We start from the raw sequence: 19,947 nt of genomic DNA, 5'->3' as shown, positions 1-19,947 counted from the left end.
AATGCCGCATTGCACTTGATGCGCTGCATAACGACGGCCCCGTGACGGAGAGGAGATCCGCTTGCGCTTTAGCGATGAATAGCGAGTTCGATACCTATCTGCATTCATAACACCTCGTGAATGCCGGCACATGACCTCTCTATCGGCAGAACCACAGCATACGTGGCGAACGCACCTATGTCTATCGCGTACCGACGTGTGCCGGCATTGACGATTTCATCGTCTGTCCATGGTGCAGACGCTGGCTTAAGGACCGCCACGCCCGGCAACGACTGGCCAATGTCATGGAGTGCGCCGAAATGTTGGCTTTTGGCCGAGGCTGTGTAAAAACGGTTCAACCTGCGCTGCCCGGCGTCCGCGTCGGCAGGACTCTTGGCAATTCAAGTCATTCGCTGGCGGCGAGGCGGCGTTATTGAGGACGTAATAGACCTGCTTCAGGCCCGCATCGCTGCCATCAGTGCCTCGTTTCCCATCAGATTCATTACTCGCTTCAGGTTGTACGCCAGAACGTGCAAACTCATCTCCGTTCGGACGCGTTCGAGGCCCTTGGTCAGAAAGTGGGTCGCGCCCATCCACGCCTTGAGGGTGCCGAAGGGGTGTTCGACCGTCCGACGTCGGATACGCATACTGTCCGGCGCTTTATCGAGCCGCGCCTGCATGACCTCCAGCTCTTCCTCATGCACCCAGCGGCTCACACGCCGATAGTCACTCGGGGTGCATTGGTGCTTGAGGGCACATCGCGGGCAGGATGAGCTCCAGTAGCGATTCATCGTCAGCCTCGCCTCGACTCGCGCAAAGCGCCAGATCAGGCGCTCGCCGGCTGGACAGACGTACTCGTCGTTGTCACGGTCGTACACGAAGTCTGCCCGGTCGAACCGCCCCTCGGCTTTCGCGTTGGAAGTCGTGCTTTTCGGAACGAGCGGCACGACGCCGGCTTTGTGGCAGGCGAGGATTTCCTCGCTCTTGAAATAGCCCCGATCGGCGATTGCCGTGAGGTACTCCACTCGCATCGCCTTGCGGGCCTGCTTGCCCATCTTGCTCAGTTGATCTCGGTCCAGCCCGTCGTTGGTTACCTCGTGGGCGACGATCAGGTGGTTCTTGGTCTCGACGGCCGTCTGCACGTTGTAGCCGACGATGCCCGTGCCCCGCGTCTTCATCGAGCGGGCGTCGGGATCCGTGAGGGAAACCTGCTTGTCGGGCGCGTTCTCGAGCTGCACGCCGATCGCTTCGAGTTCCTTCATTCGCGCCTTCAGCGTCGTAATCTTGTCCTGCAGTCGCTCCTTCTTCGCCTGGGCCACAGCCGGCTCTTGCCGGTCAGCGCTGTCCATCTCGACCAGGTAGCGCTCGATGCTCGATTCGATCTCTTCCATGCGCCGTTGCAGCTTGGCGCTGGTGAAGTTGCGATCGCGGTTATTGACTGCCTTGAATTTGCTGCCGTCGATCGCGACCACCGCTTCGGCGAACAGTCCCAGTTCGCGGCACAGCACGACGAACTGGCGACAGACGCCACGGATGCCCTTCGGATTGTCCTTGCGGAAGTTGGCGATGGTCTTGAAGTCGGGCGTCAGGCGTCCGATGAGCCACATCAACTCCAGGTTGCGCTGAGCTTCGCGCTCCAGGCGCCGACTCGACTGGATCCGGTTCAGGTAGCCGTAGATGTAGAGTTTGAGGAGCGCGGCCGGATGGTAGGCGGGGCGTCCGGTGGCCGCTGGATCGACGCCAGCGAAGCCCAGCTTGCGCAGATCAAGCTCATCGACGAAGACGTCGATCACCCGTACCGGATTTGTCTCGGCGACAAAGTCATCCAGACTCTCGGGTAGTAATGCGCTCTGTGTCCGGCACTGTCCTTCGATGAATCGTTTCATGGCACCCGATCACCCTGACAACAATGCCAATATCATGCCATAAGAGGCGTTTTTACACAGCCTCGGCCGACAGGCCCCCTCTCGGATCTCGCCCGTCAGCGGCCGCCCGTTGCGTCTAGTGCCCCCGGCGGGCGGCCGAGCGACGCGGTCAGATCTCGATCTGCTCAGAGGTCTTCAGGGCATCGTCGATTGTGGATATCCGCTTAAGGGTGCCGACGCTCCTGAACCTCTCCTGGCTGCTATGTCATCTCTCATTAAAAATCATGACGTCGCTCCCGCATGGATCCGTGCGCCCCTGGAATCGGCCATCGAGCCTTGAGCGGCCACCGCTGATGTCGCCATTATCTGCGTAGGCGGATATGAAACGTCGCGCATGGGGCTGACAAACCCAACCCGTTAGTGATTTGCAATGAGCCAGAACGGCACGTCGTAGGTTTCTCGCAGATAGTTTTCCGTCACACCCAGCAGCTCCAACTGCGATGGACTCACGTCCCGCTTCGACACCCCGGGCTGCACGGCATACACTTCCACGGTGACCGACAGGACATTGAGCCGGCGTGCGATGGTATGCAGGTCTGCCAGCTCGCCTTGATCCAAACGGGTCCCGCCCCGCTGGTTGCGCTCGACCTCGCGCCGGCGCATTCGGTCCAACATTTTCCAGACCATCCCCTTCCAGCTCACGCTGCGCTGCGCCTGACCGCACACCTCGTAGAGATCCTTTACACGCGCACCCGCCGCATCCTCGCTCGAATACTTGCAGTGATATAGGCGGACGAGCAGCACATTCTCTGTCACGCGCAGCGCAACCACATCGGCAATCTCTCCCGATCCGTCATCGTCGAACACGACATCGAAACGGGTAGCCGCGGGTTCTGCGAGCAGACCCAGGACAACCTTGCGCTGAATCGACGCTGGCCGACGTTCCTCGCGCTGCGATTCCATGCGGATGTCGGTCCCCTGCCAATCCCATTCGATGATGCGCTCCAGCGGAAACGGCATACGTCGGTGCGCTTGCGGAAGCGGGTAAAGTTCATTGCCAACCATCATGGCGCCATCGGCGAAATAGAGGGTCGGCGGATTCTCCGCGAACCACTCGGCAAGCGGCCGGGACGCCCCGCGCCCGACTGAAATGCTCGCCTCCGGGCCCGACACCCTGACGAAGGTCGCCCGCCGTTCTACGATCCTGACCTCATACTCCACTACGGCACCGATGTGATCGGCCACCACGGAAAACCGCAGTGGCCCGACTGGATCGTGAGAGGTGATTGCCAGTCCGACGTCGTAGAGGGACTCTTCCTGTCGCCCAATTTGGATCAGCACCCGCTCTTGCGGTCGCGCGAGCAGATCCGGATGCCACTCCACGGCGATGGCAACAGTCTCCGGCCGGCCCTCGACCTCGATCGGGACCACCACGTTGCGAAACACGTCGACGGTCGAAATATTCTCGTCATTGAGCTTGGCGCCAATGCCGTGACACCACTCGACCCATTCGGACAAGTCGTAGGCCACCCGATACGACCAGACACGACCCTTCTGGGAACACCCGAACGTGATCGGTTCACCGTGCTCGAATCCCTTGCCAAACAGATTCGACTTTGCCTTGTTTTCCCGCATTGCCGTGACGAGGGCCTGGGCCACGTCCGCGCCATTGTGCATGGAGAACTGTATGTTGCGGCTGAGCAGATGCCTCAGCCCCAGACTCATGATCACGAAGCGGTTCAGTCCGTGCATCGCCCGAAAGATGGGTTCGCCCCGGATCAGCCGCGCCGAATCACCAGCCACAACCGTCGCAAGGTCCTCGTGAACGGAACTGTTGTCGGAACTATTGATGAACAGCAGGCCGCTTTCTCGATCCCAGTGCAGCAGGTACAGATGCCAGAACGTTTCCTTGAGGTCACGGATGTCGCCCCATGGAACTGGCAGGAGTTCGCGCGCGACGACGATAAGCGTGTTCGCTTCTCTGTTGATGTAGGGACCGGCATACAGCCGCCCCGCGGGAAACTTTCTTACGATGGCATCCGGTTTCCAGTCTGCGCAATCAGTCTTGAAGACGACGGCGCTCATTTTTGGGAAGATATTCTGCAGCGAGATAACCGGACTGGCCTCCCGGAATCCGTCGATGAAATCCGATCTGCGCACCTCGCGCTGCGTCGCCCCTTCGCTGAGCCTGCGCAACAATTCGTTCCAGTCCGAGTCCTCCGCGTAGAGGGCCTGCAACCTTTGCTCGACATTAGCGTCGGCAATATTAGCAATGACAGTGGCTTCGCCAATACCTTTCGCCGAGCGGGTAAAGCGGCCAGTGAACTGCAGGGTGATCGCTAGGCTCTTGTGCATGTCATGCAAGGCCGCGATCTTGAGGGCTGGCAAGTCAAAGCCCTCGCCAAGCATGTCGACACACACGACAATTCTCGAGGCACGTGTCTGCAAAGCCGCCAGACCAGCCTGGCGGGCCGCCGCGCCTTGCCGGCTGTGCACCAGGACGGGCCGATGCTCGGGTGCCATCTGCTGGTAGATCGCATGCAACAGTTCGGCGCGCCGAATCGAGGCGGCACGCGCCATTACCAGATGGTCATGACCGGCTGCCATGTCTCTGTTGAGGACGGCGATGGCCGCTTCGCAGATCGCCGCGTCAGCCTGCCGCGGATCGAACTCTATGACGGACTTGAACAACACGGCACGAAAGTAGCCCTCCGACTGGGCCCGCCGGAGGGGATAGTTGAAGATGATCTTGCCGTCGACGGGTTTCCCGTCCTGCCGGAATGGTGTCGCCGTAAACTGCAGGATGTGCGCGGCAGCCATTCGCTCCTTGAACGCATCCCAAGTCTGGGCCGCGACATGATGGGCCTCGTCGATGAACACGTGCGATGCCCATTGCGCGAGCGCATCGTCGCGCCGACTCATGCCGCTGGCGATCGCCATCGTTGTCACAAGGACGTTGCATTGCATCAGGATTCGGTCGGCGTCTTCGCGGGACTGGGGCATCCGCGTGAGCATGCCTACGACGGGGAGGCTTGCCGCCTGACCGACGACGCCGAATGCCTTCAGCCAACCCAAGGTTAGGAATTTTCGCCCCACCTGTACGCGCAGTGCATCAGAGGGCACAACGACAAGCAATCGCGGGATCCGCCTCGCCACCAACAGTGCCAGCATAGTTTCAGTCTTGCCGGTGCCCGTTGGCATGACTACGGTGGCTGTGGCGTCAGACACCTTCCAGTGCGCGAGGACGGCGTGCAGTGCGCCCATCTGCGGCCCGCGCAGCCCAGGCGATACGGTGTCGTCCTCCAGGATTTCCTCCTCTCGGAAAAAGAACTGGTCCCGCCAGCTTCGCAGGACCAGGTCGCGACGAGCCTGCGCAGCCGCGACGTCCGTGGATTCGGGCGCCTGCGGCAACGGTGACAGCCAGCGCGCCCCACGACTCGACGCCAGATCCCATCCCCGCTCGCCGCTGGGAAAACCGGTCTTCGTGGTGACCAGAATGTCCCCCCCGACGTTGCCGGGGTCCGCGCCACTGGGAAGAACACGGATGTGTTCGCCGTCTGGCATCATGACGTCATAGGCTAAGATGCGGCCTCTCGGGTCGGCCTCTTCCTTAACTTCCAAGCAACCGCGTATCGCCTCGACACGCAGTTGCTGGACCTCATTTCCGCCAATACTGCCGCACAGGTGAAACCGCTCCGGAATGGAGCCTTCATATCGCGTTGCCATCGCATGGATCACGGTAGAGTCGGTGCACCCAAGTATATGGGATACACATTTCTGCGTATGCATACCTCCTACCGGGGGCGCACGCGTCGCCGCAGCCATGCAGCCGATCTACCCATGCCGGTCGCTCCGGTCTTGCGCCAGCGCGGGCCGACGGACCGCATCGGGTCGCGGTCCTGTTATCTGCGGAAGTTCCAAGCACTCATTGGCGACGATTTCCCTGTCGATGACCGCTGACCTGCACATTCCTGTCGTAAGCGGCTTCGGTCGCCAATGGCCGTTCCGGCCGAGCTGCTGTCTGTGGGCCCCCTCGGATCGCCTGCTCGAGTCAGAATTGACCCGCTCGAGCATATTCGTGCTCTTCAAATGCTTGTGATGGGCGCGGGGCAGGCGGTAGAAGCTGAGCGTCTCGCCGATGTTCGCCTCGACCCAGTCGATGAGCCGCGGATACTTGCCTTGCGGCGATCCAATCCGAGAGTTGCAGCGGCTTCATTCGTTCGCGCTGGTGAAAGTGATCTGGCGCGACACATAGGCAGCCGTGCGCGTGGATCGTGGCGGGGTCGGTTGCACGGCTGGAGTCGCCAGCGCGGCCGCAGCGGCCGGCGCCTGTATCATTGGTGTCGAGGGCGCTGCGCCCTCTTTGGTTACGTCGAGGGTGACAAACCGGGCTTCCAGCCAATCCGCCCATTTCGCCGCCTTCTTCATCAGGTCGGCGCGATAGATCGCATTGAATTGCGGTGTGCGCGAATGGTAGTTCGCGGCTCGCGTCCAGATGTCTCCCTTGTCGTTGCGCAGGTGCATCCGCAGCCGCCAGGCGGCCAGGTCGAACGAGTAGCAGCCAGCGGCCGCTACATCGTTCGCCGTGATACCGTACTGCTCCAGTTCGCGCAGGTATGCGGTATTGAACTGCATCGGGCCTACGTCATGGGTGCCGTTCATGTTGCGAACCCACTGGCCTGGTTTGCCGCCCTCTTTCTCGGCGACTGCCAAGACGATGTTGGCGGGCACTTCATACTTCACGGCAGACGAGATCGAGCACACGATGCGCTCTTGCTCCAGCGGGGGTAGATCCGCAACGAACGGCAGCACGATTAGCTCCCTCCCCACCAATAGTTCCGGTGCTCCGCTTTCAGGCGGGCGTTGTATTCCGCCAGGGCACGTTCGTAATCCTTCGTTTCGACCCAATATCCGCCGTTCTCCGGCGTCCCGACATACATGGGCTTGGTCTGACTGAAGTCGGTGTAGGCGTGTGCTGCATAGGCCGCGCAGTAGTCGGGCATCCTGTCGCCGATATAGATCTCGCCGCCGTCGCCGCTGGTCCACATTTGCAGCGCGCTGTTCAGCGAGGCCGCATCGCATCGGCCGGCGCTTCGCGAGATCGCTCGTACCAGGGTCGACATTTGCGGCGTTTGGTTGGCGACCGGGCACTTGTTCAAGAAGCCGAGCCTCGCCTCGAGCGTGTCCGACAGTTTCTTTTTCCTGATACCGAAATAGCGATCCAAGGAGGGGGTGCACTCGCTCGGCCGCTGCCCGGTGGAGAGGCACAGAATGACCTCGCAGGCAAGGCGGATATCGCCGGAAAGCACGTCTGCGTCTTGGGCACTGACCGAGCCCGCCCCTGCGCCGATGGCCACCACGGCGGCCATCCCAAACAGGTTCTTCTTCATTCTTCGATTCTCCTTGCTCATGCGAATTTGCTGCCTCGGTTCGCAAACGCAGCGACTTCTGCCGCCACGTCGGCATCGCTGGCGCTGACGCCCGCGAGATTGTTTCCCCGAACGTCGGCAGCGATTCGATGGCGCTTCCTGCCTCATCTTTCGCACTCCCGGCTTTGATGGCGGCAGCGATCTTGCCCCCCGTGGTTTCAGCGATGCGATCCATCGCGGCATCCCTGATGCCAGCCATCTTTTCCTTTGCTACCTGTGCCGTGCCTTTCGCCAAGTTTGCGGCTGCATCGACGGCGAACAGCCCCGCTTTCCCGGCCGAGGGCCTCAAGCCTCCGGAGCTTCGCTGCGGCCCTCCTTCTACCTTTCCTGCGCCGCCCGTTCCTGCCGTGGCCTTGGATTCGCCAGCCTTGCCTTGCCCCTGATCGGACTTCCCTTCTTTGCCCTTGGCGTCCCCACCCTGCCCCTCGGCCCTCGCTCCCGAGCTGTCGTGTGGGGCCTGGACGCTGACGGAGGATGCGAAGCCAGCTGCTTGGGCGAACGGTGTGCTGCCGGTGCTTTCCTCACTCTTGCCGCCACCACCGCCCCCTCTCCCGCCGCCACCGGCCCACCTGCTGGTGAATGCGTCAGCGCCGGATTGGACGTTCTCGCTGGCCTTGGAGAAGGCCGCCATCACGGCTTGTGCACCACCGGCCGCGTTCGCGGCACCTGCGGCCAACATCGCGCCTCCCGTCGCCGCTGCTGCCGCCGCCATGCCCGCGGTGCCGACCGCAGCGCCAGCTCCGAAGTTGCCGATACCGGCGTGTCCGACAGTGGCGCCGATGATGATTCCGGATACGATGCTTGGGAGCTTGTTGACCAGCGACAGCAGGATTACGCAAACAATCAACATGACCCCCATTTCCTTGATGGTCATGCTTTCGCTCATCCTTCCGTAGTAGTCATCGAGGAAGGTTTTACCGATGCCGACGATCAGCACCATCGCGAGCAGTTGAGCCGCCACGCCGAGGACGGTCTTGTAGTAGTTGATCGCCATGTCCGAGGTCCACCGGGAGCCGCCGAAGCCCAGGAAGAAGATTCCCGCATACGCCAGAATCCAGCCGGAGACGAGCAGGAGCAGCATGTTGACGCCGACTAGAGCGAGGATCACCAGGATGGCTGCGGCGATGCTGATCCCTACGGCGCTATTCACTGGCGACCACAGCGACGACTGGTCAATTACCTTGTCGAAGATCTCAAAACCCACATCCACGATCCCGGATGGGGAAAGGCCGATGCCCAGCCCAGTTGCATTGCCGCCGATCTGCCGCAAGCTATCCATGATCGATTTGGCGAAGTTCGGGCCGTTGGTCAAGAGCCACCAGAACAAGCCGGTGAAGATCGTGAAGCGGACGAATTCCGCGAAGAACTCGCCAATGTCGGCCTTGCGCAAGGCCATCATGCCGAACGTCCAAACCATCGAGATCACGACCAGCAGCCAGAACAACCAGGACGCGGAATTGATGATGGTGGCAGCCCAGCCGCTCGCGGCTGTCTGGTAGCGCGTCAGTACGCTATCGAGCACGTCCGCGTTGTCGATGGCGGCATGGGCGTCCAGTGCAAAGAGTGCCAGCCACAGCGGCAACAGCAGAGGAAGGGCTTTGAAGGTGACTGGCAGTCTCATGATCATTCCCTCAATAGGTCTTTCCGGAACTGGACTTGAAGTCGCCACGACGAGCGCAGGCATCGGCAAACGCCTGCCGTACCTTCTCGTCCTGGATCTTCTTGATGTTCTCCAGCTTGCAGTTCTCATCGTTAACCACCGGCATTTCCTCCTTCTTCGGTTCTTCCGAGGCATCCGGCGCGCAGCCAGTCACGAGGGCCCCCATAAGGGCGGCCGCTGTCAGGGTCAAATTGCGATTCATCCGCCCATGCTCCCTTACCAGGTCTGCCCGGAACTGGCCCGATAACTGCCACGACGGAATTGTTCATCCGCTGCGATAGTCTGTGCCTCCCGGTCGGCCTCGGCCTGCATGCGGGTCGCAACCGCGTTCTGCTGGGCGATCAACAGCCCGCGTATCTGTAAGAGCTGATTGGCTTGCTGGCTGGCGAGCTGGTTGGCATAGCCGAGCGCCTGCATCTGGCCGCTGGCGCCTTGGGCGCTGGATTGCAGTTGTTCCAGTGTGCGGGCGTCGGCCTTAAGGGCTTCCTGTTGCCTGTCGAGGCCACGGAAAAGCGCGTCGTTGGCCTTCTTCTGCGATTCGGAGGCCAGGCGTCGGTTCTCGTTCATGGCCGTCCGCTCTGTGTCGGTGCACCCGGCGCCGGAGAAGCACGGCGAGCCGCGGTAATAGGCCACGTCCTGGAACTTACCCAGGTAGGCATCAACGCTGCCGAGCTGTGTCTTGTAGTAGTTCAGCGTATCGACGGCGGTCATCAGGCCGCTGATGGTCGATTGCGCGCGGTCCCAAATATAGGCGGCTGGTGCCATGGTGTTTTGAATCTGGTTCTCGTACTGCTGTAGTTGCGTTTGATACTGCTCGATCTGCTTGAGCGTCTGGGCAACGCTTTCGATGGCCGTCATGATGGTTTGCGAGAGGTTCGCGCCGTCGATGACCGGAATCCCGGCGTGCGCTGCGAGCGGGCTTGCGGACAGAGCAACGACCAGGGCGGCTTTAGCGGCTAAAAATTTCATCTTCATGGGGGCTTCTCCTTGGCGTCAGTAATCGAACGATTGGTACGGCTTTGAAAAAGTCATGTCCTTGGTGACGATGACGTTAAAGCGGTAGCCCGGGCGGATTTCCAGCGTTGGTGCGATGTTCAGGTTTTTGGCGATCATCTGTGCCGTGACTTGGCCGAGCTGTTGCCCGAGGGCTTCGCTCAAGGCATCGCTCGCGCGCTGCGAGTCGCCGGTGCTGTTGCCGTTGTCCTGGCTCAAGGTGAAGCCGGCCGTTACGGCCGACATGAGGAAGGCCGACGCGAACGTGCGGAAGTAGTGGTTGTTCACCTGGTCGTTGAAGCCGGCATAACCCGCGCTGTCGGCGCCCGGCATGGCGCCGATATCCATCGCCTTTCCGTCGGGGAAGACAATGCGCTGCCAAGCCACCAACACGCGTGCCTGATCGTGGGCAACATCGCTGGAGTACGTCCCGACCAGGCGCGACCCTTGCGGGATCAGCAGGTGCCGCCCGGTCGGAGTGTCGTAAACGTGCTGCGCGACTTGGGCCATGATCTGGCCCGGCAGATCTGAGTTGATCCCGGAAACGAGTGTGGCGGGTACGACGAACCCGGCCCGCAGCTCGAACGGCGTGTGTGGCGCCTCGGGCTGGGACTCCATCGCCCAGCGATCACCCTGCCCTGCTTTCCCGAACTGAGTGATATTGTTGCGACCACCTGTCGAAGTCCGGACCAGTTGCGACGCCCCGCCATCGCCCGCCGCCGGGTTGGTCGCCCCGGTGTTGAGGTTGTTGCGAATTTGTGCCAGGCGCGCTCGATACGCGGCACTCGGATCTTCGCTGCGGGCGCCGTCCGCCTGCTGTCGCACGGCGGCAAGCCGTGCCAGCATTTCGTCGCGCGATTGCGGCGTGCCGGCTGCACCCCCGGGCACGGAGGCAGCGCTACGCGGGGCCACCATCTGCACCCCGGTTCGCGCCTTGGCCGCTTCCTCGAGCCGTTGGAGCTTCGCCATACGAATGCGGTCGGCCTCGTCGTCGCGCTCGGGCTGCTGTAGCCTGCCGCTCGCAACCGGCGGGCTCGGCGGGACGTCCAGGTTCTCGGGTCGGGCGATCAATATCGGCTCGCCGGCAGGGGCCGCGTCGAGCTCGGGCGGGACCAGTTGCGACGCCGGCTGAATCATCCCGCCGGTGTGCTCGCCGGCAATCTCCTTGGCGAACATCGACGTGTTGCCGGCTTTCTCGGCGGCACCGGTTGCCGGTGCGTTCTGCTTGGCGGCGCGGTCCGCTGCCACCAGCATCATGACCACCAGAAACGCGACGATCACCCCGCCCAGCAGGTACATGGGCAGATTGTTGACCCGACGCACGCCCGACTTCTTCGACACTTGCCCGGGCGAGGCCTCCGGTGCCATTTGATCGGCTGTTTCGCTCATCAGTATCACTCCTTGCGTGCCCAATACCCGGCCGGAATCGGCGTGCGGTTCTGTTCCAGGTAGGGGCGTGTGATGGACTGCGAGCCGACCAGCAGCGTGAGGCGATAAAGCCCGCTGCCGGCGTCGTGATCCAGGACGTACCGTAGCGGCAGCGCGGCTGTGGTCGGCGGTGCGACCGCATCCGGCTCGCCGATTTTTTGGTCTGGCGCGGCCCTGCCGGCGCTGGGGGTCCTCTCTGGAGCGTACTCCAGGACCGCATAGCCAGCCGCTCGGAGATTGCTGACCAGTGCGGCGCCGAACTCGTCCGGCGTGGGCTGTTGCAGTTCGAAGCGTGTCTTGGCCGGCGGCCACAGCGCAGCGAGCTGCTTCGCGGCATCCCCGCCGAGTTGCTGCTGATCGACCGTAACCGGGGGTTGGACGAAGTTGCCGTAAGGGGCTGTCGTTGCGCATCCGCCCAAGGCGAATGTAACCAGCGCGACAAGGGCAAGTCTCTTCATGGTCATTTCCCGGTCCTGGTGATGGTTACGCGATCTTGGCTACTACCGACGCCGGCAATCAGGACCGCCTTGTCGAAGATCGTGTCCACGATGTAGCGGTCGCCCTGGACGCGGTAATTGACCAGCACGGTTTCGTCGTCGGTGAAGAGCTCGCCATCCTTGCGCACGACCAGCAGGGTCGGCGCCTCGGTCTGCTCCATCGTGGATGGCATTTCGATGATGGTCTTGCGGCCATCGTTGTAAACGCGCACCGGCTTCCAGCGTGTGGCGCCCGACACGTCATAGTCGAACGACAAATTGCCGAGGTATTCGCCGGTCTGCGGCATCGTTTGCTCTTCGCGCTCGCGCACATCGCGGGTGCGGATCGCATCCCACTTGGCCAGGGCGTCCTCGGGGTAGGTGAAGGCCACTTGCGGCATGTACTCGGTGCGATGCGAGCGCAGCTTGAGGTGATAGGTGCGCCGGTTCGTAGTCGCGATCAGGCTGGTTTCCAGGCCGACATCCATCGGCTTGATGATGAGGTGCTGGGTTTCGGCGGCGCCGCTGCCCGTGATCGCTGGCTCCACCGTCCAGCGGGCGGTATCGCCCAGGTGGATCGAGTTCACCAGTTCGCCGGGCTGCAAAGCTACGTCGCAGACCTGGAGTACCGCGCACACGACGCTGGGTTGCTGCGCGCCGTAGATGAAGCGCACGGCGCCGTTAGCGCCGGCCACCGGCTTGATGCCGGTCGCCGAACTCGCTCCCCACTTCTTGGCGATCCTCAACGCCTCCCGCTCTTGTGCGGTCAAATTTGGGTTCTTCCCGGAGAAATACTTGTCGGCCAAGTCATCGCCCGGCGCCCCCACGACGGGTGCGGTCAGCGCGACGCCCAGGATCACCGCCGAAAGATGCTTTTTCATCTTGGATAACCCCTAAATCAGAGAATGCGTGACCAAGAAAAGTCGCGGACGAATACGCTCATGGGGTTGTTCCGCAACTGCTCGTCTGTTGTTTGGCTGGAGACTTCGGCCGTGTACACCGTGACCAGGGCGCGCATCGTGACGGGCTGGCCCTTCACGATGCCTTGTCGGTCGCGGCTGGTTTCCACCCAATCCACTTGCCAGGTGTCGGGCGACTGCTGGAGGACGGTCTTGATTTCGACGTTGACCATTTCCTTTTCCGCCCGCTTGAAAGGGCTGGCCTCGGGGTGGCCGTTCAGCCACTCGTTCATCTTTGCGGTCGCGGGATCGTTCGGAGAGAGCTTCGCGTACACTCGGAACACGGCCTTGCGCTGCAAGGCCACGTCGGGCGTCACGATCCTGGCGTCTCCAATGAACTCAGCCACCGACGCGTGAACGACGCGTGGATCGGCTTTGGCGGCTGCGGTGACCGGGCCGGCGGCCACCATCTGGCCGAGCTTGTCGACTTCCACTACATAGGGGATGAACTTCGACTGGCTCCCGAGGTGGATCACGCCGCCGACGGCGGCCAGGGCGATGAGCAGCGACAGGATGCCGATGACCTGCCAAGTCTGGCGCTGGGATACGATCGACCCGACGTGATCGTTCCAAGTGCGGCGAGCGGCCAAATAGGGGTTCTCGACCTTCCCCTCGCGGCGGCCGCCGACCATCGGGGCGCCGGAGTTGCGGGGATCGAGGGGATCGCCGTTCAGCTCGGTCTTCTTGAAGATCAAGCCCTTCATCGTGTCAGCGATGCTCATGCGGCCTCCAGGTAGTCATTGAGGTTCAGGCCCTTCCCCGCCAGCCACTCATGCACCCATTGATCGCCGAACTTGGCTTCAAGGCTCTTGATGCGGGCAACCGATTCCTTGTCGGAGGAACCGACGAAGGCCAGGGCGAACGGCCCCAGGGCGAGGTCATAGAGGCGGCGGCCATGCTCGGAAACGTAGTAGTACTGTTGTTTCGGAATGGCGGTCGCCAGGATTTCGATCTGACGCGTGTTGAGGCCCATGCGGCGGTACAGAGCCGCCGTGTCCTGGTCGCGGGCATAGATGTTGGGCAGGAAGATCTTGGTCGCGGTAGATTCCACGATCACGTCGAGGATGCCGCTGTTGGCCACGTCGGAAAGGCTCTGTGTCGCCATCAGCACGAGGCAGTTGGCTTTACGCAGCACCTTGAGCCATTCCCGGATCTTGGCGCGGAATGCGGGGTGACCGAGCATCAACCACGCTTCATCCAGGATGATGACGGCCGGCTGGCCTTTCAGGCTGCGCTCGATGCGGCGGAACAGGTACAGCAGGACCGGGAGCGCGTACTTCTCGCCGAGGTCCATCAGTTCCTCGATTTCAAAGGTGGTGAAGTCGGCGAGGGACAAGCCATCCTCTTCGGCGTCCAGCAGGTGGCCCATCGTGCCGTCCACCGTGTACTGCCTGATCGCCTCGCGGATCGCTTCATCCTGGATCGTCACCGAGAGCTCCGAGAGCGTGCGGGCGCCGCTACGATGCATGCTCATGATCGCGTGGCCAACTTCGTTGCGCTGGGCCGGCGTTGTTTCGACCCCGTTCAATGCCAAGATGGTGTCGATCCACTCCATCGCCCAGGCACGATCGCCCTTGGTGTCGAGGAACTGGAGCGGGCAGAAGGCCAGGCGTTCATCGTCGGCCGCCACTGAGAAGTGCAGCCCGCCGACCGCCTTGGTCAGCGGGTACAAGGACATGCCTTTGTCGAAGGCGTAGAGGGTCATGCCGGCGTAGCGCCGGAGCTGCGCGGCGATCAGCGCCAAGTGCGTGGACTTGCCGGCGCCGGTCGGGCCGAACATGAATGTGTGGCCGATGTCGCGCACATGCAGGTTGAGGCGGAACGGTGTAGCCCCATGAGTAACGCAATGCATCAGGGCCGGCGACAGGGGCGGATAGAGCGGGCACGGCGCGTCGGCGTGGCCGGTCCAAATGGATGAGGTCGGGAGCAGATCCGCCAGGTTCATCGTGTTGATGAGGGGCCGGCGCACGTTCTCGACGCCGTGACCGGGAAGGCTGCCGAGAAAGGCATCGAGCGTGTTGATGGTCTCGATGCGCGCTGCGAAGCCTAGGCGATTGATGGACTTCTCGACCAGCCGGGCCGATTCCTCGAGCTTGTCTCGATCCTCGTCCATCAGGATCACAACGCCTGTGAAATAGCCGACCGCGACCAGACCGCTATTCACTTCGGCAATCGCCGCTTCGGCGTCGCCCACCATCGACAGGGCGTCCTGATCGACCGGGCCGGTATTGGTGTTGAAGACCTGATCGAAGAACCCGCGTACCTTCTGTCGCCACTTCTTACGGAACTTGTCCAGGTGCTTCACGGCCTCGTGCTGGTCCATGAAGATGAACCGGCTCGACCAACGGTATTCGCACGGCAGCTCGCCCAAGGCGGTCAAGACGCCGGGGGTGGACTCCAGGGGAAAGCCCTCGATGGCGACAACCTGGACGAAGTTGCGACCGATCCTGGGCACCACCCCGCCCCACAGCTCTTGTCCGCCGATCACGGCATCCAGGTACATCGGATTGCTGGGCAGCAGGACCGGGTGATGCCGCCCGGTGATGCAAAACTGCAACCAGCTCAGGAAGTCATCATGGGTGACGGTGGAGCCGTCTTCGTTGACCACCTTCTGGCCGCGCATCCGCATCAGTTTGACGGCCGAAGACAGGCGGTTTTCGATGGCCGTGATTTCGCGCTTGAACTGCTCGATGAGCCCCATCGTCCGCGTCTTGTGATCGGGAGCGAAGGCCTCATCGTCAAACATCAGTTCCACGAACTTGCGTTGCGCGAGGAGCGGCGGGAACCAGGTCAGCGTCAGTACGAAGTACCCCTCGTACATCGTGCCCAGGCCCTCGAACAGCCGGCGCCGCTCCTTGTCTATCGCGGCCGATACGGCATCCGGGAAATGCGAGATCCCCTTTGCCGAATAGTTAGGCGCCGGCCGACGCACGGCGTCCACATGCACCATCCAACCGGAACCGAGGCCGGCCAGAGCCTGGTTGATCCGGAAGGACACCATTTCGCGCTGCTCATCGGTGCTGCTGGCGTTGTCATCTCCCCGATACAACCACGCAGCCATAAAGGAGCCGTTCTTGCCCACGATCACGCCGTCATCGACCACGGCGGCGTAGTTGAGCAAGTCGGCCAAGCCCGCGTCTTTGGAACGATGCTTCTTGAGCTGCAATTCGGCATCGACCCAGCGAATGCGGGCAACCAGGATGAGCAACAAGACGGTCCCGAGGCCAGCAATGGTGATTGCAATTGTCTCAATCATTTGTATTGCTTCCCTTGGCTTGTCGTGTTTTCCCGGAAGGGCGTCGAGCGCGGGGGGTAATACGCCTTGTAGCGGCGGTGCCGCAGGTAGACGTGGCGCATCTTCGGATCGCCCTTCGCCATGAGGCGGAGAACGAAGAGCGCCCCGAACCACAAGGCAATCCCGAACACCGTTGCCCTGATTTCTTGCGCGCTGAAAATCAGTGCCCCGGCCAGCAGCCCCGAGAACATCACGAGCTCACGATCCCCGCCCATGAACAGGTTTTCTCGGTTACCGGCCCGGCGAATGGGAATGGTGCGCAGGGCCATGTTTATCCAGCCTGCTTGTTGAGGACCACCGAGGCGGCCAGCTTGGCGTGCTGGATCGTGTCATCGGACGCAGCCGCGATTTCCGCGCCACGCCCGAAGAAGGTGCTCATCATGTTTTGCGCCCCGACCAGCAGGGCCATGACCAGGACGATGAAGATCAAGGTGCGGAAGAAGCCGTTGAGTTCTCCGCCGAAGATCAGGATGCCGCCGGCAACGACGATGCCGATGAGGGCCAGTGTGAACGCGACCGGACCGGTGACGGAGTTGCGGAGGTTGGTCAGCCAACTCTCATACGGGAGCGAACCGCCCGTTCCTTCAGAGGCGAAGGCCGAATGCGGCGCCAGCAGGAAGAAGGCCAGAAGAGCGAGCAGACCGAGATAGAAGACGGCGTTGCGATCGAGGCGGAACGAGGGCACTGCGACTTGCATGGGGGTTACTCCTTTAAAGCGCTTTGGTGATGTAGCGGCCGTGGTCGAAACCCGATACCTCGATAATTTCCTGGACGCGGCGGCCGCCTTCGGATCGGGCGATGTGGACGACCACATGAACCGCTTGGCCGATGAGCGGTTCGATGGGCTTGGGAGAGTCGGAATGCATGCTGATGAGCATTGCGAGCCGATCAAGGCCGGCTTTCGCATTGTTGGCGTGAAGGGTGGCGGCACCTCCTTCATGACCGGTGTTCCAGGCCATCAAGAGATCAAGGGCTTCGGGACCGCGTACCTCTCCGACCAGGATTCGGTCGGGACGCATACGCAGGGTGGTTTTGAGCAGCGCCGTCATGCTCACGTCGAGGCTGGTGTGGTACTGGACGTAGTTCTCGGCGGCGCACTGAATTTCTCCGGTGTCCTCGATGATGAAAACCCGCTCGGTCGGGTCATTGATCACCATTTGGTTGATGAGGGCGTTCACCAACGTGGTCTTGCCGCTGCCGGTCCCGCCGATCACGAGGACGTTGCGATGCGCGCGGACTGCCTCAATCAGCACGTCGCGCTGCCCAGCGGTCATCACGCCGCTTTCGACGTACTGCTCGAGGGTGAAGATGGCGACGGCCTTCTTACGAATGGCAAAGATCGGGGCGGGCACTACTGGAGGGATCTGGCCAGCGAAGCGTGAGCCGTCCAAGGGCAATTCGCCTTCGAGGATCGGCTTCTGGCGCGTGACTTCCTTGCCGTGGTAGCCGGCGATGGTCTCGATGATCGCCTGCGCCTGCGCAACGCGCATTGAGCCGATGCAGTGCATCGGCTCACCCAATTTTTCCTGCCACAGTTTGCCGTCGGCATTGAGCATGATTTCGACGGTCTTGGGGTCGCTCAGCGCGGCAAGGAACTCCGGCCCCATGTCTCGTTCGAGCTTGCGCTTCGCACGTTCCTTTATGCTGATCGCTTCCTTGTGCTCGGTCATCGTTTCCGCCTGCCTAGGATGTCATTTCTCTGGATCCTAGCACTGAACGATATATCGAAATATATTTATGTCGAAAGGGAAACGAATTGAAACGATTTGACGAAATCGTTTCTGTCGGTTACGCGACATGATTAGGGCAAAATGAGGGAAGAATCCGACAAAGCACCCGGGGGGTGCCACCACGTGTTTCTGTGGGATTTGCTGTGGACGTGGGGTTCCAGGATCGGGCCCCCGGCGCGCTTTAGCCGCTAAAATGCGGCTTTCAGACTTTCGTGTTGCCTTGCCTTTCTGGCGTTACGCCTTCGTAAGCTTCTTCCGGGCCGTTTCGGCCCACTTTTTCACGATGAACGCTTGATGCTCCGGTAGTACCACCGCTACCCGCACATAGCCGGGTGGGAGACTGCTGGCTACCTTTTCACCAGCCAAGGCTTCCAAGGAGGCCGGGTCCAAGTCTGTCGATTCCAACATTAGCGGAAGTGGCGTTTGCAACGCCTTGGCAATGTCCTCCATCACCTTCAATGAAGGGTTGCCCTTGCCGGTGGTGATATCGGAGAGGAAAGAGATGGAAACGCCCGACTTATCCGCCAGCTCCTGCTTAGTCATGTGCAGTTCGTCAAGGACGCGCAGCATGTTCGTGAAGAAAATGTAGTTGTACAAGGGCTTCCGGCCTCTTATCTGCGTGTTCTTAATTTTAGCCGCTAAAAATCTTTGACTGGTTGTATAAGTATAGCTATACCTATACCGACTTTATCCGCGATGACAGTATGCCGCATAGCGGGCCCGAGCTGGCCGTATGGATCGACTCGCGGATGGTTGTATATGCTTGGCGAGATCCTCACGCTGCGCCGGTTTGTCCACCACCGCCAGCTCGTTCTCACTGAGATCGTCACCGCCTAGCAGACGAATCGGGTCGAGCCACTCATATCCCCGCGGATCATCAAATAGCGGCTGCCGATCGGCGCGACAAAGCGCGGCCATCCCTGACCGTACGCGCTCTAAGGCACGCGCGCGACGGCCTGGCGGCATAATTACCGAACACGGCTGAGGGGCGCCGAGCCGCGGGTGAACCGCGACGCTCACACAAACAAAGAATCGACGTCCCTTGGTTGGCGGCTACAGGGCGCCCAAAAACGACCCGCAGGCGTGCGCAACAGAATCCGGAACACGCGGCCCGTAGGCACACTTCGTTACGCGAGGTCACGCGCCACCTCCGACTCCTTCCAAGACACTCCGGTACCAGGGGCGTCGGACACAACGGCGGACTCATTCTCGAATTGCAAGGGTCCCGCAGGATGCGGTCGGCAAGGCCCATCCGCTCCAGCCAGTGTGCTGTTGGCGTCACCGCCAGCAGGTGCGCACTGATCTCCTGGAAGATGTGGCTCGACATCGGTAGGCCTCGCAGTTCAGCCAGCGTCGCCGCCTTCAGCCGACCAGCCATTTCGCCGATCTTCATCACGTCCGGCATGACTAGGTCACACGCATTGGCATCGAGCGCCCACTGCATTTCTCCCACTCCGCACCAGTTCTCGCCCATTTGTATGGGCATGCCCCCTGTAGCGCGAATCCGTGCGTGGCCAGCGTAGTCCTCCTGCAGTGTTGGCTCTTCCACCCAGGCGAGCCCATAAGGCTGCAACGTACGGATGCGGTGCATCACTTCGGGCACGGACAGCGACTGGTTGCAATCCACCATCAACGCGATGTCGTCGCCGATCTGGCGCTGGATCAGCTCCACGATGTGGCAATCCTCGGCAAGGTCGCGGTAGCCGATCTTCATCTTGATCGCCCGCAATCCCGCCTCCATGGCACGACCGGCACGCAGAAGACCAATTTCCTCGCCATCCATGTTATGACTGTCGTAGGCAGGGACCGGCTTCACACGTCCGTCGAGCAATGCGGCCAACGGCAAGTCATGCAACTTGGCGAGCGCGTCCCAGGTTGCCATGTCCAAGCCGGCGCAGGCGATCGTGACGAGGCCAGTGCGGCCGAGTAGCCGCAGGCGGCGCGCGAATAGGGTCTCGAACTCCACAGGGGCGAGTGTCTGACCGACGAGTTCGTCGCCGAGCGACTGCACCAGATTCTGCGTGCTTTCGAGTGCGAGGGGGGTGTAGGTGAAGACATATGCATGTCCGACGATCCCGTTGTCCAAGTGCAGATCGATCAGTACAGGGGCGAAGTGGCAACGCCGCCGACGCT

The 19,947-nt window shown here is 61.6% G+C and carries 16 protein-coding genes and 2 pseudogenes; all 18 read right to left on the bottom strand.

What is annotated here, in order from left to right:
- Positions 1 to 434: 434 nt before the first annotated feature.
- Positions 435 to 1,865: an IS1182 family transposase gene (locus PA01_00605; protein ID KON82571.1), complete on the bottom strand. Its 1,431-nt coding sequence runs from the start codon at positions 1,863 to 1,865 to the stop codon at positions 435 to 437.
- A gap of 396 nt (positions 1,866 to 2,261) precedes the next feature.
- Positions 2,262 to 5,582, bottom strand: coding sequence for a DEAD/DEAH box helicase family protein (locus PA01_00600; protein KON82570.2), 3,321 nt, complete (start codon positions 5,580 to 5,582; stop codon positions 2,262 to 2,264).
- Between the two features lie 297 nt (positions 5,583 to 5,879).
- Positions 5,880 to 6,020 (bottom strand): annotated as a pseudogene (locus PA01_18345) (transposase).
- A 36-nt stretch (positions 6,021 to 6,056) separates the two neighbouring features.
- Positions 6,057 to 6,656 carry a muramidase gene (locus PA01_00590; protein KON82664.2) on the bottom strand — a complete coding sequence of 200 codons (600 nt, stop codon included), beginning with the start codon at positions 6,654 to 6,656 and terminating at the stop codon, positions 6,057 to 6,059.
- A gap of 2 nt (positions 6,657 to 6,658) precedes the next feature.
- Entirely contained in the window at positions 6,659 to 7,213 is a 555-nt protein-coding gene (locus tag PA01_00585; protein ID KON82568.2) for a TrbM/KikA/MpfK family conjugal transfer protein, read from the bottom strand.
- Between the two features lie 754 nt (positions 7,214 to 7,967).
- A pseudogene (gene trbL, locus PA01_18340) lies at positions 7,968 to 8,894 on the bottom strand (P-type conjugative transfer protein TrbL).
- 10 nt (positions 8,895 to 8,904) lie between these two features.
- Entirely contained in the window at positions 8,905 to 9,135 is a 231-nt protein-coding gene (trbK, locus tag PA01_00575) for an entry exclusion lipoprotein TrbK (protein KON82566.1), read from the bottom strand.
- Between the two features lie 14 nt (positions 9,136 to 9,149).
- On the bottom strand, positions 9,150 to 9,908 hold the full coding sequence (gene trbJ / locus PA01_00570) for a P-type conjugative transfer protein TrbJ (protein KON82565.1): 759 nt from the start codon (positions 9,906 to 9,908) through the stop codon (positions 9,150 to 9,152).
- Positions 9,909 to 9,926: 18 nt separating this feature from the next.
- On the bottom strand, positions 9,927 to 11,315 hold the full coding sequence (locus tag PA01_00565) for a TrbI/VirB10 family protein (GenBank protein ID KON82564.1): 1,389 nt from the start codon (positions 11,313 to 11,315) through the stop codon (positions 9,927 to 9,929).
- A 5-nt stretch (positions 11,316 to 11,320) separates the two neighbouring features.
- A complete protein-coding gene (locus PA01_00560) occupies positions 11,321 to 11,818 on the bottom strand; it encodes a conjugal transfer protein TrbH (GenBank protein KON82563.2) in 498 nt (165 codons plus the stop codon).
- Complete coding sequence (gene trbG, locus PA01_00555; protein ID KON82562.1) at positions 11,815 to 12,711, bottom strand: P-type conjugative transfer protein TrbG; 897 nt, start codon at positions 12,709 to 12,711, stop codon at positions 11,815 to 11,817. Before trbG ends, PA01_00560 begins: the two co-directional genes overlap by 4 nt.
- Before the next feature lie 17 nt (positions 12,712 to 12,728).
- Entirely contained in the window at positions 12,729 to 13,511 is a 783-nt protein-coding gene (locus tag PA01_00550; protein KON82561.1) for a conjugal transfer protein TrbF, read from the bottom strand.
- Complete coding sequence (locus tag PA01_00545; protein KON82560.1) at positions 13,508 to 16,045, bottom strand: VirB4 family type IV secretion/conjugal transfer ATPase; 2,538 nt, start codon at positions 16,043 to 16,045, stop codon at positions 13,508 to 13,510. Before PA01_00545 ends, PA01_00550 begins: the two co-directional genes overlap by 4 nt.
- A complete protein-coding gene (locus tag PA01_00540; protein KON82559.1) occupies positions 16,042 to 16,353 on the bottom strand; it encodes a conjugal transfer protein TrbD in 312 nt (103 codons plus the stop codon). Before PA01_00540 ends, PA01_00545 begins: the two co-directional genes overlap by 4 nt.
- A 2-nt stretch (positions 16,354 to 16,355) precedes the next feature.
- A complete protein-coding gene (gene trbC / locus PA01_00535; protein ID KON82558.1) occupies positions 16,356 to 16,781 on the bottom strand; it encodes a conjugal transfer system pilin TrbC in 426 nt (141 codons plus the stop codon).
- A gap of 13 nt (positions 16,782 to 16,794) precedes the next feature.
- A complete protein-coding gene (gene trbB, locus PA01_00530) occupies positions 16,795 to 17,754 on the bottom strand; it encodes a P-type conjugative transfer ATPase TrbB (protein ID KON82557.1) in 960 nt (319 codons plus the stop codon).
- A 294-nt stretch (positions 17,755 to 18,048) separates the two neighbouring features.
- Positions 18,049 to 18,411, bottom strand: coding sequence for a transcriptional regulator (locus PA01_00525; protein KON82556.1), 363 nt, complete (start codon positions 18,409 to 18,411; stop codon positions 18,049 to 18,051).
- Positions 18,412 to 18,691: 280 nt separating this feature from the next.
- Positions 18,692 to 19,900: a mandelate racemase gene (locus tag PA01_00520; GenBank protein KAI5913745.1), complete on the bottom strand. Its 1,209-nt coding sequence runs from the start codon at positions 19,898 to 19,900 to the stop codon at positions 18,692 to 18,694.
- Between the last annotated feature and the right edge of the window lie 47 nt (positions 19,901 to 19,947).

The organism is Azoarcus sp. PA01, from assembly GCA_001274695.2.
Lineage (GTDB): Bacteria > Pseudomonadota > Gammaproteobacteria > Burkholderiales > Rhodocyclaceae > Aromatoleum.
This window is presented reverse-complemented; position numbering and strand designations above follow the sequence as displayed.

Excerpts from the sequence above, each read along its gene's own strand:
- trbC (KON82558.1), bottom strand. The coding sequence starts at position 16,781 with ATGCAAGTCGCAGTGCCCTCGTTCCGCCTCGATCGCAACGCCGTCTTC.
- PA01_00560 (KON82563.2), bottom strand. The coding sequence starts at position 11,818 with ATGACCATGAAGAGACTTGCCCTTGTCGCGCTGGTTACATTCGCCTTG.
- PA01_00550 (KON82561.1), bottom strand. The coding sequence starts at position 13,511 with ATGAGCATCGCTGACACGATGAAGGGCTTGATCTTCAAGAAGACCGAG.
- PA01_00545 (KON82560.1), bottom strand. The coding sequence starts at position 16,045 with ATGATTGAGACAATTGCAATCACCATTGCTGGCCTCGGGACCGTCTTG.
- PA01_00565 (KON82564.1), bottom strand. The coding sequence starts at position 11,315 with ATGAGCGAAACAGCCGATCAAATGGCACCGGAGGCCTCGCCCGGGCAA.
- trbG (KON82562.1), bottom strand. The coding sequence starts at position 12,711 with ATGAAAAAGCATCTTTCGGCGGTGATCCTGGGCGTCGCGCTGACCGCA.
- trbJ (KON82565.1), bottom strand. The coding sequence starts at position 9,908 with ATGAAGATGAAATTTTTAGCCGCTAAAGCCGCCCTGGTCGTTGCTCTG.
- trbB (KON82557.1), bottom strand. The coding sequence starts at position 17,754 with ATGACCGAGCACAAGGAAGCGATCAGCATAAAGGAACGTGCGAAGCGC.
- trbK (KON82566.1), bottom strand. The coding sequence starts at position 9,135 with ATGAATCGCAATTTGACCCTGACAGCGGCCGCCCTTATGGGGGCCCTC.
- PA01_00605 (KON82571.1), bottom strand. The coding sequence starts at position 1,865 with ATGAAACGATTCATCGAAGGACAGTGCCGGACACAGAGCGCATTACTA.
- PA01_00585 (KON82568.2), bottom strand. The coding sequence starts at position 7,213 with ATGGCCGCCGTGGTGGCCATCGGCGCAGGGGCGGGCTCGGTCAGTGCC.
- PA01_00540 (KON82559.1), bottom strand. The coding sequence starts at position 16,353 with ATGGCCCTGCGCACCATTCCCATTCGCCGGGCCGGTAACCGAGAAAAC.